A 14,874-nucleotide genomic window follows, 5' to 3' on the forward strand; every position below is an offset into this window, starting at 1 on the left:
GACTGGCGCCGGGCCCGAGCGAGCTGGTGCCCGGTGAGCGTGGCGGCTCTCCGCCGCCGCACTCAGCTGCCGGTCGCGACCAGTTCCTCCACGGAGTCGTGGCGAATCCGGGACCGCGGGATCCCGATGTCCCGCAGGGCGTCGACCCCGTTGCGGATCATGCCGGGCGGGCCTGACAGATAGGCGTCGTACTCGTTCCACGGGCCGTACTCGCGCACCGCGTCGGGCAGTTGCAGGTGGGCCCTCTGGTCGATGATCGGGCGGACCGCCAGCCATGGGTGGCTCTGCTGGAGGCGCAGCATCGTGTCGATGTCGTACAGGTCGTGGTCGGTGCGGGCGCCGTAGAACACCTCGACCGGGCGCCGATGACCGTGCTCGGCGACATCCTCGACGAGGGCCTTGATGGGCGCTATCCCGGTGCCTCCACCCAGGCAGAGCAGGCCGCTGTCGGAGTTGTGGTCCACCGTCATCGAACCGGCGGGCGGTCCGAGGCGGAGCACGTCACCGGGGCGGGCGCGGTGCACGAGCGCGTTGGAGACCCAGCCGGCCGGAACCGCCTTCACATGGAACGAGAGCAGCCCGTCGGAGCGGGGCGACGAGGCGAAGGAGTAATGCCGCCAGATCCGCGGCCACCACGGCGTCTCCAGGCTTGTGTACTGCCCGGCGAGGAACGGGTACGGCTGGTCGGGCCGGACCGTGACCACGGCGATGTCCGGGGTCCTCAGGTCGTGCGAGACCACCTCCGCGTACCACCACGCGGGCGCGCGCAGCTCGTCCTCCGCCGCGGCGTCGATCATGACCTGGGAGATCGTCGTGTACGTGCGGACCCAGGCCGCCTCCGTCTCCCCGTCCCAGGTCGTCGACGCGTACCGGCTCAGAGCGCCGATCAGGCACTCGCCGACCGCGGGGTAGTGCTCGGGCTGCGTGCCGTACTTGCGATGCCCGCGGCCGAGGTTCTTCAGGTACGGGACGAGGACGTCCTTGTTGTCGGCGTGCTCGGCCGCCGTCAGCAGCGCCTTGAGGAGCCGGTCGCGCTGGGTGTCCATCGAGGCGGGGAACAGCGGCCGCAGTTCGGGGTGCCTCACGAAGAGCAGCGCGTAGAAGTACGAGGTGACCTTGTCCGCGTCCGGGCCGACTTCCTGCAGCGTGCGCCGGATGAGCCGGGTGTCGGGGGAAGCCTCGGGCTCGGGGCGGGCGGGGGCCTCCGCCCTGGGGGCCTGCTGTGCGGCCCGGGGTGCGTGATCGGCGTTCCCGCTCGGTGCCTGCTGATCGGCGTGGGGACGCGCCGTCGGGGCCGGTGACGGCTGGGAGGGGCGCGCGTTCCCGTCCTGAGTGGCCTGCCGCGGGCGCGGGCCGGGGACCGTCGCGGTCTGAGCGGCGGGGGCCGGCGTGGGCCTCGCCTGGGGGGCTGCTTCCGCTGCTGGGGCGGCGCTCTGCGCGGGCACCGTCTCGGATCGGTCGTCGGCTATGCGCTCGGAGCGGCCGACGGGCCGTATCGGGGTGACCTTGCGCCCCTCGGACGGCGCCTCCTGGTCCGTGCTCGTGCCGGGGGGCGGCGTCTTGCGCGGCGTGAACCAACCGCCCCCGCCGCCGGAGTCGGCCGACGTAGTGGTCGGAGCGTCCATGCTGTGCCTCGCCTCGAACATCAATCGGTCGGTCTGCGTACTTCCGCGCTCGGAAGTCGATCTTTCCCCGTTCTGCCGCGCCAGAATGCGGCGGCCCAAGTGAACCCGCATTCGCGACGGCTACGGACAAGTAAGGAAGGAATGTGACATTGCCCGCAGTTCCTTCTCGCAGGGTGCCATCCGCCGTGACCGCGCGGGCCGCTTAGCCGAAAGTGCAGGTCTTCGATCTCTCCGTCCGGTTAGGCTGTCTGGCCTGCGTGCGTGACCTGGGTTGCGCGCCCTGCGCCCCTGCCGTGAACCGGGGTCGACCCTACCGGCAGCCGACGAACGCACAAGTCCCCCTGACCCGGCGGGGAATTCGACATGCGATATGCCGCTGCAATCCCTCAATTAGCGGGCGTGCCGCACCAATTCGTACGCCTCACTCAGATCACGTCCGGTAGACGAGTGCGTCGTCAGACCTGCGACGTGCTGATCCGCTTGGACCGCGACCGATACAGGCACCACACCGAAAAGTCCCACGTCAGACAGCGGGTCGCCATAGCCAGTGCCATCGACGCCGATCACCTCGAATTCTTCACAAGTCCGATTCGTGATCTCCATGTTTATCTCGACACTGTGAGAACGCCCACCGGGTCGACGGGCTCATCGAAGGGCGCCGTGTTTCACGTGAAACGGCGCCACCGCACCCGTCGGGCCACCCTCGTCGCACGTGGCCGAAAGCAACAACCTGCCGCCCGCAAAGCGGTGGACGCGGAGTGGCCGCATCCGACAGCCTGACCTGCGTGTCGACACCTCCCCTCCCCGACCTGCCCATTCGCCGGCTCACCCCGCGCGACCTCGCCGCGTGCGCCGACCTCTCCGAGGACCGCGGCTGGCCCCGCGAGGAACACAAGTGGGGTCTGCTGCTCGCGGCCGGCACCGGCTACGGCATCGACGATCCCGACGGGGGCCTGGTGACCGCCTGCGTGGTGACCGACTACGGCCCGCCGAGGAGGCCTACGCTGAGCGCCATCGGCATGGTGCTCGTCGCCGAACGCCACGCCCGTCGCGGCATCGGCCGCCGCCTCATGCACCACGTCGTCGAGCAGGCGGGCGCCACACCGCTCACCCTGCACGCGACCCCGTACGGCCGCCCGCTCTACGAGGAGCTGGGCTTCAAGGTCATCGGGCGCGCGGAAATGGTCTGCGGACACTTCACTCCCGGCGGGCACACGCCGTCGGTGGCCACACGCGCGGCCACTGCGGAGGACCTCTCGGCCATCCTGCGGCTGGACGGAGAGGTCTTCGGCACCGACCGCACGCACATCCTCACTCGCCTCCCGGCGTTTGCCGACCAGCTGCGAGTGGCCGAGGACGACGGTGAGCTCATCGGTTACGCGGCCGCGTGGCCCAACATGGACACCCACGTCGTCGGCCCGCTGATCGCTCGCGACACCGCGACGGCGAAGGCTCTCGTGACCTCCCTCGCCGCCGGTACGGACCGCCCTCTGCGTACCGACATCGACGTCCGCCACGAGGAACTGCTGACGTGGATCAAGGAGCGAGGCGTGGAGTCGCTGAGCTTCAACGCCGTCATGACCTTTGGCACCCCGGATCTCCCTGGAGACTGGACCCGCCGTTTCGCGCCCCTGACGGTCGCCGCGGGCTGACCGACGGGTCACGCCTCGTGGAATGTCAGACGAGTTCCGACAGGGCCGCGACGGCGAATCCGTGATCCTGCTCCGGTGCGCCGCCACCGACACCGACGGCGCCGATGAGGCGGCCGTCGCGGTGAAGGGGGACGCCGCCCGCGATGAACAGCAACGGCTTGTCGAGGGCGGTGGGCAGGCTGTGGAAGGGCCCCTCGGGCTTGACCAGGTCGACGAGGTCCGCAGTCGGTGCGTCGAGCTGGAGCGCGGTGTAGGCCTTACGGGTGCTCGTCTCGCCGGAGATGAGGACGGCCCGGTCGTCGCGGCGGAAGGCGAGCAGGTGGCCACCGGCGTCGAGGACGGTGACGCTGACGCTCACTCCGGAGGCCTCGGCCGCACGGCGAGCGGCCGAGACGAGGATCTCGGCGTCCTGAATGGTGAGCGGGGCGACGGCGGTGGCGGTGGTGCTCATGGGAGGGGAGTCTCCTTGCGGGGCGGCCGGGGAAGCCTGAGGTATGGGGAGTGCGGGGACGGCGCTGGCCCTGCGGGGTGGGATTCGGAGCGGACGTGGCGCGGGTCGCTCAGCGGTGCGCGGGCTCCGTCCGGCGGCCCGCTTCCGGCGTCGCGCTCGCGATGACCGGACTCGAGACCCAGGATCCGCGCTCCAGGCCGGCGGACACGACCGCCAGGACCAGCGCGGCGGCGGCGAGTGCGGCGCCGACCCAGTTGGGGGCGGTGTAGCCGAGGCCCGCGGCGATGACGAGTCCGCCGAGCCAGGCCGAGAGGGCGTTGCCGAGGTTGAAAGCACCGATGTTGACGGCGGAGGCCAGAGTCGGGGCGCCGTGGGCGTGGTCGAGGACCCGCTTCTGCAGCGGCGGCACCGTCGCGAAGCCGAGGGCCCCGATCAGTGCGACGGAGATCGCGGCCAGGACCTTGTTGTGGGCGGTCAGCGTGAACAGGGCGAGTACGACGGCCAGCCCGCTCAGGGCGACGAACAGCATCGGCATGAGCTTGCGGTCGGCGAACCTGCCGCCGATCAGGTTGCCCGCGACCATGCCCAGGCCGAACAGGACGAGGAGCCAGGTCACCGACGTGTCGGCGAAGCCGGCGACGTTCGTCATCATCGGTGCGATGTAGGTGATCGCGGCGAAGACTCCGCCGAAGCCGAGCACCGTCATCGCCATGGCCAGCAGGACCTGGACGTTCTTGAAGGCCGCGAGCTCGTGCCGCAGGTGGACGCCGTCGGCCTTGGGCAGGTCGGGGACGAGCTTGGCGATGCCGAGCAGTCCGAGGACTCCGAGCGCGGCGACGGCCACGAAGGTGACCCGCCAGCCGATGTTCTGGCCGATCAGGGTGCCCAAGGGGACACCGACGACGTTGGCCACGGTCAGACCGGTGAACATCATGGCGATGGCTCCGGCCTTCTTCTCGGGGGCGACGAGTTCGGCCGCGACGACCGCGCCGATGCCGAAGAAGGCTCCGTGGGCGAGTGAGGCGACGACCCGGCCGATCAGCATCACGGCGAATACGGGCGCCACCGCGGACAGCAGATTGCCCACGATGAACAGGCCCATCAGGAGCAGCAGCATCCGCTTGCGCGAGATACGGGTACCCAGAACGGTCATGAGCGGGGCGCCGAACATGACGCCGAGGGCGTAGCCGGTGACCAGAAGCCCGGCCGTGGGGATGGAGACTCCGAAATCGCCCGCGACCTCGGGGAGCAACCCCATGATCACGAATTCCGTGGTTCCGATCCCGAAGGCCCCGATCGCGAGAGCCAGAAGCGCGAGAGGCATGGATTCACCTTCCCAGACTGTTGCAGGTGCACTTTACGTGCGTTCACAATACTTGCAGACGCGCATCACTTGCAAGCGCGGACACTTTCGCGTGTGGACTACCCTGGGTTCAGTCGCATCGGGACGGAGGACCAAAGGCCATGACCGCCACAGACCCCGCACTCACCGCCCTGGCTCAGGGCTGGTGCACTCTCTCCCTGCTGCACGGGAGGATCGAGACGCACATCGAGCGCGCCCTGCAGACCAAGCACGACCTGAGCGTGCGCGAGTACTCGCTGCTCGACGTGCTGAGCCGCCAGCACGACGGCGAGGGCGGTCATCTGCAGATGAAGCAGGTCGCGGACGCCGTCGTCCTCAGCCAGAGCGCCACCACCCGCCTGGTGACCCGCCTGGAGGACCGCGGACTGCTGGCCCGCTATCTCTGCCCGACCGACCGGCGCGGCATCTACACGGACGTAAGCGAGACGGGTCTGGCCCTGCTCGCCGAGGCGCGGCCCACCAATGACGGGGCGCTGCGCGAGGCACTCGACGAAGCGGCGAAGAACCCCGAACTCGCCCCACTGGTCCGCGCGGTGGAAGCCGTACGCGTGCCGGCCTGACCCGTCGCGTCGATACACCTGCCGGCCTGACCCGTCGCCTCGATCGACCAGGCCTCGTGATCGTCGGTGAGACCCCGGCCTGACGACGGGGCGGCCGCTTAGGCTGGCGGCCATGGGAGATCTTGAGATACGGCCTGCCACGGCCGCCGACGTCCCGGCCATCGTGGCGATGCTGGCGGACGACCCCTTGGGCGCCCGCCGCGAGTCCCCCGACGACCTCACGCCGTACCTGCGCGCGCACACACGGATCGCCGCCGACCCGCATCAGCACCTGGTCGTCGCCGTGCGCCAGGGGCGCCTCGTGGGAACCCTGCAGCTCACGGTCATTCCCGGGCTCTCACGGAAGGGCTCCACGCGCTCGATCATCGAAAGCGTCCGGGTCCACGCGGACGAGCGCGGCAGCGGGCTCGGCACGCAGCTCATCGAGTGGGCCGTGGACGAATCCCGCCGCCTGGACTGCCAGTTGGTGCAGCTCACGTCCGACGCGACCCGGACCGACGCCCATCGCTTCTACGAACGGCTGGGCTTCGAGGCCTCGCACGTGGGCTTCAAGCTCCAGCTCTGAACAGCCGCCCTCGGGCAGTACCCCTCCGACAGCAACTCCGGCAGCATCTCTCTGACAGCGGCAAGCGGCCGGGGGTGCTGTTTCACGTGAAACAGCACCCCCGGCCGCCGCTCCCTGCCGGCCAGAAACGGCTGCGGCAAGAATGACTGCGGCAGGAACGGAATCACCTAGGCCCGAGGCAGTCCTCGCCAGCCCTCCGGGTCCACTCCACCCGGAACCGGAGCCGCTTCCTCGTACGGCTCACGTGTGAAGACGAACGAACCGAGGTCGAGATGGCTCACGGATCCGTCGGGCCGACGCTCGGCTCGCAGGAGCTCCCCGGCGTAGTAGCCGTCGAGCCCGGTCCAGCTGCCGTCGCCGTTCGGGCGGAACCGTGAGTCCCGCGCTCCGCCCGTCAGAGGCCCAAGGGACACCCCTCCGTCGGCCGTGAGGCACAGCACCGTGGTCTGCGTCCCCCAGTACCAGGGTCCCGCGAGCTCCAGCACCGCCGCATCGACCTCCGGCAGCGGCCGCCACGGCTCGGGGATGCGCGGCTCGGCTTCGGCGACGATCCGGAGAAGGTCCTTGCTGACCGTCGAAGCCGGCACGCCGGAGGTGCAGTTGGCGAGCGTGACCGCGGCCAGACCGTCCTCCTCGCTCAGCCACAGCCCGGCCACGAACCCGGGCAGCGAACCGCCGTGCCCGGCCAGCACCCGCCCGCCGCTGCGGGCCAACTGCAGACCGAGGCCGTAGGAGGAATCCCAGTCCCCCGGCAGCGTCGGCGCGGCGGGCGTACGCATCTCCCGTACGGACTGCGCGCTCAGAACCCGGTCGTCCCCCTCCATCAGGAAGACGGCGAACCGCCCCAAGTCCCCTGCCGTCGACCACAGTTGTCCCGCAGGAGCCATCAGCCCCAGGTCCTCCGCCGGCTCCGGCATCATGACGTCGGCCCAGGGATGCACGGCCCAGCCGCCGGCGTGCGGGGCCAGCGGCTGCCCGCTCGTCCGGTGCAGGCCGAGCGGCTCCAGAACCTCGCGGCGCAGGACGTCCTCCCAAGGAGCCCCGCGCAACTCCTCCACCAGCGAACCGAGCAGCGTGTAGCCGGGGTTGGAGTAGTGGTGCTGCTTGCCGACCGGATGCCTGAAAGGCTGCTCGCCCAGCACGTCGGTGAGCTGGGGACGCAACGAGGACGGCGAACGCTCCCACCAGGGCCCCGGGGTCTCGGCCGCCAAACCGCCCGTGTGCGCGAGGAGTTCGGCGATGGTGACCTGACCTGCGCCGGTGCCCGGCAGATGCTTCTCGAGCGGATCCCCGAGGTCGAGCATCCCTTCGTCACGCAGCCGCAGCACCAGCACGGCGGTGAACGTCTTGGTGATCGAGCCGATCCGGTACTGCACGCTCTCGTCCGGAGCGTGCCCGTCCACGCAGGTACGCCCCCCGCTCCACACCAGCTCACCGTCGCGGACGACCGCGGCCACCAATGAAGGGGAACGGCCTTCCGCCTGGGCGGTGGCAATACGGTGCAGCAGCGCTCGGCGCGTCGCGGGCAGCAGTTCTTCAGGGGGTGTCGTCATGGTGACAGTCCACCCCGGCATCCGACGGGCGTCGACCGCTTTTCGCGTGTCCCGAGGAGGCGGCCGAGATCAGGTCTGCGCCATGTCCACGAAGCGTGAGTAGTGGCCCTGGAACGCCACCGTGATCGTCGCCGTCGGACCGTTACGGTGCTTGCCCACGATGATGTCCGCCTCGCCGGCGCGCGGCGACTCCTTCTCGTAGGCATCCTCGCGATGCAGCAGGATGACCATGTCCGCGTCCTGCTCGATCGAGCCGGACTCACGCAGGTCGGAGACCATCGGCTTCTTGTCCGTGCGCTGTTCGGGGCCACGGTTCAGCTGCGAGAGCGCGATGACCGGCACTTCGAGCTCCTTGGCCAGCAGCTTCAGGTTTCGCGACATATCAGAAACCTCCTGCTGGCGGCTCTCGGAACGCTTCGAACCACCCGCCTGCATCAGCTGCAGGTAGTCGATGATCACGAGCTTGATGTCATTGCGCTGCTTGAGGCGGCGGCACTTCGCGCGGATCTCCATCATCGACAGGTTCGGGGAGTCGTCGATGTAGAGGGGGGCCGCCGAGACCTCGGGCATCCGGCGGGCGAGCCGGGTCCAGTCCTCGTCCGTCATGGTGCCCGAGCGCATGTGGTGGAGCGCGACCCGTGCCTCCGCGGACAGCAGACGCATCGCGATCTCGTTCCGGCCCATTTCCAGGGAGAAGATCACGCTGGGCAGGTTGTGCTTGATCGAGGCGGCCCGGGCGAAGTCGAGCGCCAGCGTCGACTTACCCATGGCGGGACGGGCGGCGATGACGATCATCTGGCCGGGGTGCAGACCGTTGGTCAGGGAGTCGAAGTCCGTGAACCCGGTGGGCACGCCGGTCATCTCGCCGCTGCGGGAGCCGATCGCCTCGATCTCGTCGAGGGCGCCCTCCATGATGTCGCCGAGCGGGAGGTAGTCCTCGCTGGTGCGCTGCTCGGTGACCGCGTAGATCTCGGCCTGCGCGCTGTTCACGATCTCGTCGACGTCGCCGTCGGCCGCGTATCCCATCTGCGTGATGCGCGTGCCCGCCTCGACGAGCCGCCGCAGCACCGCACGCTCGTGGACGATCTCCGCGTAGTACTCGGCGTTCGCCGCCGTCGGAACCGTCTGGACGAGGGTGTGCAGATACGATGCGCCACCGACCTTGGTGATCTCGCCACGCTTGGTGAGCTCGGCCGCGACCGTGATCGGGTCGGCCGGCTCGCCCTTCGCGTACAGATCGAGGATCGCGGTGAAGATCGTCTCGTGCGCGGGGCGGTAGAAGTCGTGCCCCTTGATCACCTCGACGACGTCGGCGATCGCGTCCTTGGACAGGAGCATGCCACCGAGGACGGACTGCTCGGCATCGAGATCCTGGGGCGGAACCCGCTCGAAGGACGGGGCTCCGTCGTCCCAGCCGCCGTCACCACCCCGGTCGTGCTGCTCCTCGCGCCCCCGCCCACCGTTGCGGCGCTGGCGGGAGGCGGGCAGACGGTCGCTGGGACCGCTGTCGGCCCAGGGGTCGTCCAAAGGCTCGGAGATACTCACCGGGCCACCTCCTCCAGTCCGCCGAGCGGACCTCGCCGTGCCCTCTTTCTTACGGCACGACACTGACAAATACGGGGCCCGACTCCGGTTCTGACGCGTCGGTTTTGCGAGGTTTCCGAGGCCTGAGGTCGTGGCGGGCGCCGCACCACGGTAGGCCCCTCGGCACCTTCAGCCAATCTGGTTATCCACAGGCGGTGTGGATGAAGGGCCTCTCGCTGTGGAGAACTCCGCAAAACCTGTGCACGACTCGGTGGACAGCCCTGTGAACAAGCACTCAAGCGCGCCGAAGAAACGTGCCTGACCTGCAATTTTCCCGTCCACCGGCTGTGCAGGAAAAATACTTTCCCGGACAGCCCAAGATCGTCGCGCAGCGTGCTCCGCGCCACGCCGGAGGGACTCAGAAGTAAGGGTCCTAGAGCGGTTGCATCTCTTACCTGTGGAAGATTACATTGGGGCTCATGACACAGGCCCCCGCGGCGTCCAAGGCCACCCGGCGTCGGCATGACCGCGAGATCGTCGCGCTGGCCGTCCCCGCCTTCGGCGCGCTCGTCGCCGAGCCGCTTTTCGTGATGGCCGACAGCGCCATCGTCGGCCATCTGGGCACCTCCCAACTGGCCGGTCTCGCTGTCGCCTCGTCCCTCCTGATGACCGCGGTCAGTGTCTTCGTCTTCCTGGCCTACGCGACCACCGCCGCCGTGGCCCGCCGCGTCGGAGCCGGCGATCTCCAGTCCGCGATCCGCCAGGGCATGGACGGAATCTGGCTCGCGCTGCTGCTCGGCGCCGCGGTCATAGCCATGGTCATGCCCACCGCTCCCGCACTCGTCGACCTGTTCGGCGCCTCGCACACCGCGGCCCCCTACGCGATCACCTATCTGCGGGTCTCGTCGCTCGGCATCCCGGCCATGCTCGTCGTCCTGGCCGCGACCGGTGTCCTGCGCGGCCTCCAGGACACCAAGACTCCGCTCTATGTCGCGGTCGGCGGCTTCGTCGCCAACGGCGCGCTCAACGCAGGCCTCGTCTACGGCGCCCACCTGGGAATCGCCGGATCCGCCTGGGGAACCGTCATCGCCCAGGTCGGCATGGCCGCGGTCTATCTGTACGTCGTGATCCGCGGCGCCCGCCGCCACGGCGCTTCCCTCAAACCCGACGCCGCCGGCATCCGAGCCTGCGCCCAGGCAGGCGCACCGCTACTCGTCCGCACCCTCTCGCTGCGCGCCATCCTCATGATCGCCACTGCGGTCGCCGCACGGCTCGGAGACGCGGACATCGCGGCACACCAGATCATCATCTCCCTGTGGAGCCTGCTGGCCTTCGCCCTCGACGCCATCGCCATCGCGGGCCAAGCCATCATCGGGCGCTATCTCGGAGCAGACGACGCTCAGGGCGCACGCGACGCCTGCCGCCGCATGGTCCAGTGGGGCATTGCCGCGGGAGTCGTCCTCGGACTCCTGGTGATCGTCTCCCGACCGCTCTACGTCCCGCTGTTCACGAATGATCCTGCCGTACAGAACACGGCACTCCCCGCGCTCCTGATGGTGGCGCTCTCGCAGCCCATCTGCGGCATCGTCTTCGTCCTCGACGGAGTCCTGATGGGAGCGGGCGACGGTCCGTACCTCGCCGGGGCCATGCTCGTCACCCTGGCGGTCTTCACGCCGGTCGCCCTGTTGGTGCCGGTGTTCGGCGGAGGGCTGACCATGCTGTGGGGCGCGATGACGCTGATGATGACCGTACGGATGCTGACCCTGTGGCTGCGCTCGCGCTCCGGCCGCTGGATCGTCACCGGCGCCACACGCTGATCCCGTTTCCCCACGAACACGCGCGGACCCGATTCCTCACGAACACGCGCGGACCCGTTTCACGTGAAACGGTGAAACCGCGAGCTGTGAAACCGCGAATTGTGGAACAACAAGCCGTGAGACCCCGAAGCGTGAGGTCACGAACCGTGAAACACGTTGGGCCGCACCCCGAGGGGTGCGGCCCAACGTTTTGCTTCAGCTCTGCCAAGCGCAGTGCTTAGGCGGAGACGACCTCGACGCTGACCTTGGCGGCAACCTCGGGGTGCAGACGCACGGTCGCCTCGTGGGCGCCCAGCGTCTTGATCGCCGAACCAAGCTCGACACGACGCTTGTCGACCTTCGGGCCACCCGCGGTCTCGATCGCCGAAGCGACGTCGGCCTGGGTGACGGAGCCGAAGAGACGACCGGCGTCGCCGGAGCGGACGGCCAGACGGACCTTGACACCCTCGAGGCGGGCCTTGATCTCGTTGGCCTGCTCGATGGTCGCGATCTCGTGGATCTTGCGGGCGCGGCGGATCTGCGCCACGTCCTGCTCGCCACCCTTGGTCCAGCGGATCGCGAAACCACGCGGGACCAGGTAGTTGCGGGCGTACCCGTCCTTGACGTCGACGACGTCGCCGGCGGTGCCGAGGCCAGAGACCTCGTGGGTCAGGATGATCTTCATTAGTCGGTCACCCTTTCCTTATCGCGCGGTGGACGTGTAGGGCAGCAGCGCCATCTCACGGCTGTTCTTCACGGCCGTGGCGACGTCACGCTGGTGCTGGGTGCAGTTGCCGGTCACGCGGCGGGCACGGATCTTGCCGCGGTCGGAAATGAACTTCCGCAGCATGTTCGTGTCCTTGTAGTCCACGTACGTGACCTTGTCCTTGCAGAAAGCGCAGACCTTCTTCTTAGGCTTGCGCACAGGCGGCTTCGCCATGGTGTTTCTCCTGTGTGATCAAGAAGTGTGGGTGCGGCCCACCCTTGGCCCTGAGGCCTAGAAGGGGGGCTCGTCCGAGTAGCCGCCGCCGGAGGAGCCGCCGGAGCTTCCGCCCCAGCCGCCGCCACCGCCGCCGCCCTGCTGGCCGCCGCCGGCCGGCGCACCGGTCGCCCAGGGGTCGTCGGCGGGAGCACCGCCGCCGCCCTGCTGCTGACCGCCACCGGAGCCACCGCCCCAGTTGCCGCCGCCCTGCTGGCCGCCGCCACCGCCGTATCCACCCTGGCCGCCCCGGCCCGCGGTCTTGGTGACCTTGGCCGTGGCGTTCTTCAGGCTGGCGCCGACTTCCTCGACGTCCAGCTCGTAGACCGTGCGCTTGACGCCCTCACGGTCTTCGTAGGACCGCTGCTTCAGCCGGCCCTGCACGATGACGCGCATGCCTCGCTGGAGCGACTCCGCGACGTTCTCCGCCGCCTGACGCCAGACCGAGCAGGTGAGGAAGAGGCTCTCGCCGTCCTTCCACTCATTGGTCTGGCGGTCGAAGGTGCGGGGGGTGGACGCGACACGGAACTTCGCGACCGCCGCACCGGACGGGGTGAAGCGCAGCTCGGGGTCGTCGACAAGATTGCCGACGACCGTGATGACGGTCTCGCCTGCCATGGGGGAACCTCTCGGCGGGTTTGCTGCTGGCTGCTTGCTGCTACTCGAAACCCGAGTGCCGCTGAGCTAGGAAGCTCAGTGGGTCTCGGGACGGAGGACCTTGGTCCGGAGGACCGACTCGTTCAGGTTCATCTGGCGGTCGAGCTCCTTGACGACCGCAGGCTCGGCCTGCAGGTCGATGACCGAGTAGATGCCCTCGGGCTTCTTCTTGATCTCGTACGAGAGACGACGACGGCCCCAGGTGTCGACCTTCTCAACCTTTCCGTTGGCCTCGCGGACAACGGAGAGGAAGTTCTCGATCAGCGGGGAGACAGCGCGCTCCTCGAGATCGGGGTCGAGGATGACCATCACTTCGTAGTGACGCATGTGGAACCCACCTCCTTTGGACTCAGCGGCCACGGTCGTTCCGTGGCAGGAGGGTCGTGATGCGTACGCAACGGTATCGGCCGCCACTGACAATCGGGCCCCGCTGGCGGGGATCCCTGATCAGGGCATGAGCAGACACCGGTGCAGACGTAACAGACTACCCGCACCACGGCTTCGGGTTGAAATCCGCCCGAGGGAGGGCACAATCTGTACACATCGGGTGTGTATGGCGCTACGATGCGCCGCCTTCCGCAGGAGGTGCCCCATGGCACAGGCAATGCGACCCAACACCGCGACATCTCTCTTCGCCACGGACGGGAAGCCCCATCCCCTCCAGGACACGCTGCTCGCGGTGACCGTGACGCTCGGGGCGCTCTCCGTCATCTCCTCCATCTTCAGCAACCTCCACCTCCTCAGCTCCTGGGCTGGGCTCGTGGGCGTCCTGACCGGCCTGTACGGCCAGTTCATCTCGGTGACGACACGGGAGCGCTTCGGTCTCATCCTGGGCCTCGGCGCCTCGGCGGTCGGTCTCTTCATCGGCATGGCCCACGGTGGGCTGTTCGGCGGTGTCATCGGCTGACGCGCCGCGAAGCTTGCATAGGCCCAGTCAGGGCGCTCGCAGGGCGCAGTAGGCTTCGGCGCGAGAGCCGGAGCCCCTGTACCCATGGGGACACACCAGCCCGAGGAGCGCCCCGAATGAGCCTGACCCTGAGGACCATCAGCCGAGAGCAGCATCTGGCATACATCCAGAGCCTGCCCTCGGCGAGCCACATGCAGGTCCCGGCATGGGCCGACGTGAAGGCGGAGTGGCGCTCCGAGAGCCTGGGATGGTTCGACGAGAAGACCGGCGAGATGGTCGGCGCGGGCCTGGTCCTGTACCGCCAACTGCCCAAGATCAAGCGGTATCTCGCGTATCTCCCCGAGGGCCCGGTCATCAACTGGTTCGCTCCGAACCTGGACGACTGGATGCGTCCGATGCTGGCGCACCTCAAGCAGCAGGGCGCCTTCTCCGTGAAGATGGGCCCGCCGGTGATCATCCGGCGCTGGGAGGCCACGTCCATCAAGAAGGGCATCCAGGACCCGGACGTCAAGCGTCTGCGTGACGTCGAGGCCGACTTCATCGAGCCGCGCGCCTTCGAGGTCGCCGACAAGCTGCGCCGCATGGGCTGGCAGCAGGGCGAGGACGGCGGCGCCGGTTTCGGCGACGTCCAGCCCCGCTACGTCTACCAGGTGCCGCTGGCGAACCGCTCCTTGGAAGAGGTCCACAAGAACTTCAACCAGCTGTGGCGCCGCAACATCAAGAAGGCCGAGAAGGCCGGCGTCGAGGTCGTCCAGGGCGGCTACCAGGACCTCGCCGAGTGGCAGCGCCTCTACGAGATCACCGCGGTTCGCGACCACTTCCGGCCGCGCCCGCTGTCCTACTTCGAGCGCATGTGGACGGCCCTCAACAGCGAGGACCCCAACCGCATGCGGCTGTACTTCGCCCGCCACGAGGGCGTGAACCTGTCGGCGGCGACGATGCTGGTCGTCGGGGGGCACGTCTGGTACTCCTACGGCGCCTCGGACAACATCGGCCGTGAGGTCAGGCCCTCGAACGCGATGCAGTGGCGGATGCTCCGCGACGCCTACGCGCTCGGCGCGACGGTCTACGACCTGCGCGGCATCAGCGACTCGCTCGACGAGACGGACCATCTCTTCGGTCTGATCCAGTTCAAGGTGGGCACGGGCGGGCAGGCTGCCGAGTACCTCGGCGAGTGGGACTTCCCGCTCAACAAGCTGCTGCACAAGGCCCTCGACATCTACATGTCGCGGCGCTGATCCC

At 68.8% G+C, this 14,874-nt stretch carries 15 protein-coding genes; 6 read left to right on the forward strand and 9 right to left on the reverse strand.

The window, feature by feature from the left end:
- Positions 1-62 precede the first annotated feature (62 nt).
- Complete coding sequence (locus tag EOT10_RS08715) at positions 63-1,625, reverse strand: globin domain-containing protein (RefSeq protein WP_189491348.1); 1,563 nt, start codon at positions 1,623-1,625, stop codon at positions 63-65.
- A 785-nt stretch (positions 1,626-2,410) separates the two neighbouring features.
- Here EOT10_RS08715 and EOT10_RS08720 point away from each other — a divergent pair.
- The gene (locus tag EOT10_RS08720; protein ID WP_127827510.1) at positions 2,411-3,277 is read left to right on the forward strand and encodes a GNAT family N-acetyltransferase; all 867 of its coding nucleotides are present in this window, start codon (positions 2,411-2,413) and stop codon (positions 3,275-3,277) included.
- A 25-nt stretch (positions 3,278-3,302) separates the two neighbouring features.
- Here EOT10_RS08720 and EOT10_RS08725 read toward each other — a convergent pair whose 3' ends face one another.
- Together EOT10_RS08725 and EOT10_RS08730 are read right to left on the reverse strand one after the other, a co-directional pair.
- Positions 3,303-3,728: a GlcG/HbpS family heme-binding protein gene (locus EOT10_RS08725; RefSeq protein WP_127827511.1), complete on the reverse strand. Its 426-nt coding sequence runs from the start codon at positions 3,726-3,728 to the stop codon at positions 3,303-3,305.
- Positions 3,729-3,837: 109 nt separating this feature from the next.
- A complete protein-coding gene (locus EOT10_RS08730; RefSeq protein WP_127827512.1) occupies positions 3,838-5,052 on the reverse strand; it encodes an MFS transporter in 1,215 nt (404 codons plus the stop codon).
- Positions 5,053-5,192: 140 nt separating this feature from the next.
- Here EOT10_RS08730 and EOT10_RS08735 point away from each other — a divergent pair, with 140 nt between their 5' ends.
- Positions 5,193-5,651: a MarR family winged helix-turn-helix transcriptional regulator gene (locus EOT10_RS08735; protein WP_127827513.1), complete on the forward strand. Its 459-nt coding sequence runs from the start codon at positions 5,193-5,195 to the stop codon at positions 5,649-5,651.
- A 112-nt stretch (positions 5,652-5,763) separates the two neighbouring features.
- Positions 5,764-6,216 (forward strand): GNAT family N-acetyltransferase, encoded by a 453-nt coding sequence (locus tag EOT10_RS08740; protein WP_127827514.1) that lies wholly within the window; start codon positions 5,764-5,766, stop codon positions 6,214-6,216.
- Between the two features lie 167 nt (positions 6,217-6,383).
- Here EOT10_RS08740 and EOT10_RS08745 read toward each other — a convergent pair whose 3' ends face one another.
- The gene (locus EOT10_RS08745) at positions 6,384-7,769 is read right to left on the reverse strand and encodes a serine hydrolase domain-containing protein (RefSeq protein WP_127827515.1); all 1,386 of its coding nucleotides are present in this window, start codon (positions 7,767-7,769) and stop codon (positions 6,384-6,386) included.
- Between the two features lie 69 nt (positions 7,770-7,838).
- Positions 7,839-9,314, reverse strand: coding sequence for a replicative DNA helicase (gene dnaB / locus EOT10_RS08750; RefSeq protein WP_127827516.1), 1,476 nt, complete (start codon positions 9,312-9,314; stop codon positions 7,839-7,841).
- Positions 9,315-9,772: 458 nt separating this feature from the next.
- Here dnaB and EOT10_RS08755 point away from each other — a divergent pair, with 458 nt between their 5' ends.
- Complete coding sequence (locus tag EOT10_RS08755; RefSeq protein WP_127827517.1) at positions 9,773-11,110, forward strand: MATE family efflux transporter; 1,338 nt, start codon at positions 9,773-9,775, stop codon at positions 11,108-11,110.
- 217 nt (positions 11,111-11,327) lie between these two features.
- Here EOT10_RS08755 and rplI read toward each other — a convergent pair whose 3' ends face one another.
- The 4 genes from rplI to rpsF all read right to left on the reverse strand — a co-directional run bounded on the left by rplI (position 11,328) and on the right by rpsF (position 13,052).
- Positions 11,328-11,774, reverse strand: a complete 447-nt coding sequence (gene rplI / locus EOT10_RS08760; protein ID WP_127827518.1) for a 50S ribosomal protein L9 — start codon at positions 11,772-11,774, stop codon at positions 11,328-11,330.
- Positions 11,775-11,792: 18 nt separating this feature from the next.
- Positions 11,793-12,029, reverse strand: a complete 237-nt coding sequence (gene rpsR / locus EOT10_RS08765) for a 30S ribosomal protein S18 (protein ID WP_003949403.1) — start codon at positions 12,027-12,029, stop codon at positions 11,793-11,795.
- Between the two features lie 57 nt (positions 12,030-12,086).
- Positions 12,087-12,686: a single-stranded DNA-binding protein gene (locus EOT10_RS08770; RefSeq protein ID WP_127827519.1), complete on the reverse strand. Its 600-nt coding sequence runs from the start codon at positions 12,684-12,686 to the stop codon at positions 12,087-12,089.
- Between the two features lie 75 nt (positions 12,687-12,761).
- Positions 12,762-13,052, reverse strand: coding sequence for a 30S ribosomal protein S6 (gene rpsF / locus EOT10_RS08775; protein ID WP_052578287.1), 291 nt, complete (start codon positions 13,050-13,052; stop codon positions 12,762-12,764).
- Between the two features lie 265 nt (positions 13,053-13,317).
- Here rpsF and EOT10_RS08780 point away from each other — a divergent pair, with 265 nt between their 5' ends.
- Positions 13,318-13,632 carry a hypothetical protein gene (locus EOT10_RS08780; RefSeq protein ID WP_127827520.1) on the forward strand — a complete coding sequence of 105 codons (315 nt, stop codon included), beginning with the start codon at positions 13,318-13,320 and terminating at the stop codon, positions 13,630-13,632.
- A gap of 116 nt (positions 13,633-13,748) precedes the next feature.
- Positions 13,749-14,870, forward strand: coding sequence for a peptidoglycan bridge formation glycyltransferase FemX (femX, locus tag EOT10_RS08785; protein WP_127827521.1), 1,122 nt, complete (start codon positions 13,749-13,751; stop codon positions 14,868-14,870).
- Positions 14,871-14,874 lie beyond the last annotated feature (4 nt).

Origin of the sequence: Streptomyces antnestii (genome assembly GCF_004005495.1) — a bacterium.
Lineage (GTDB): Bacteria > Actinomycetota > Actinomycetes > Streptomycetales > Streptomycetaceae > Streptomyces > Streptomyces antnestii.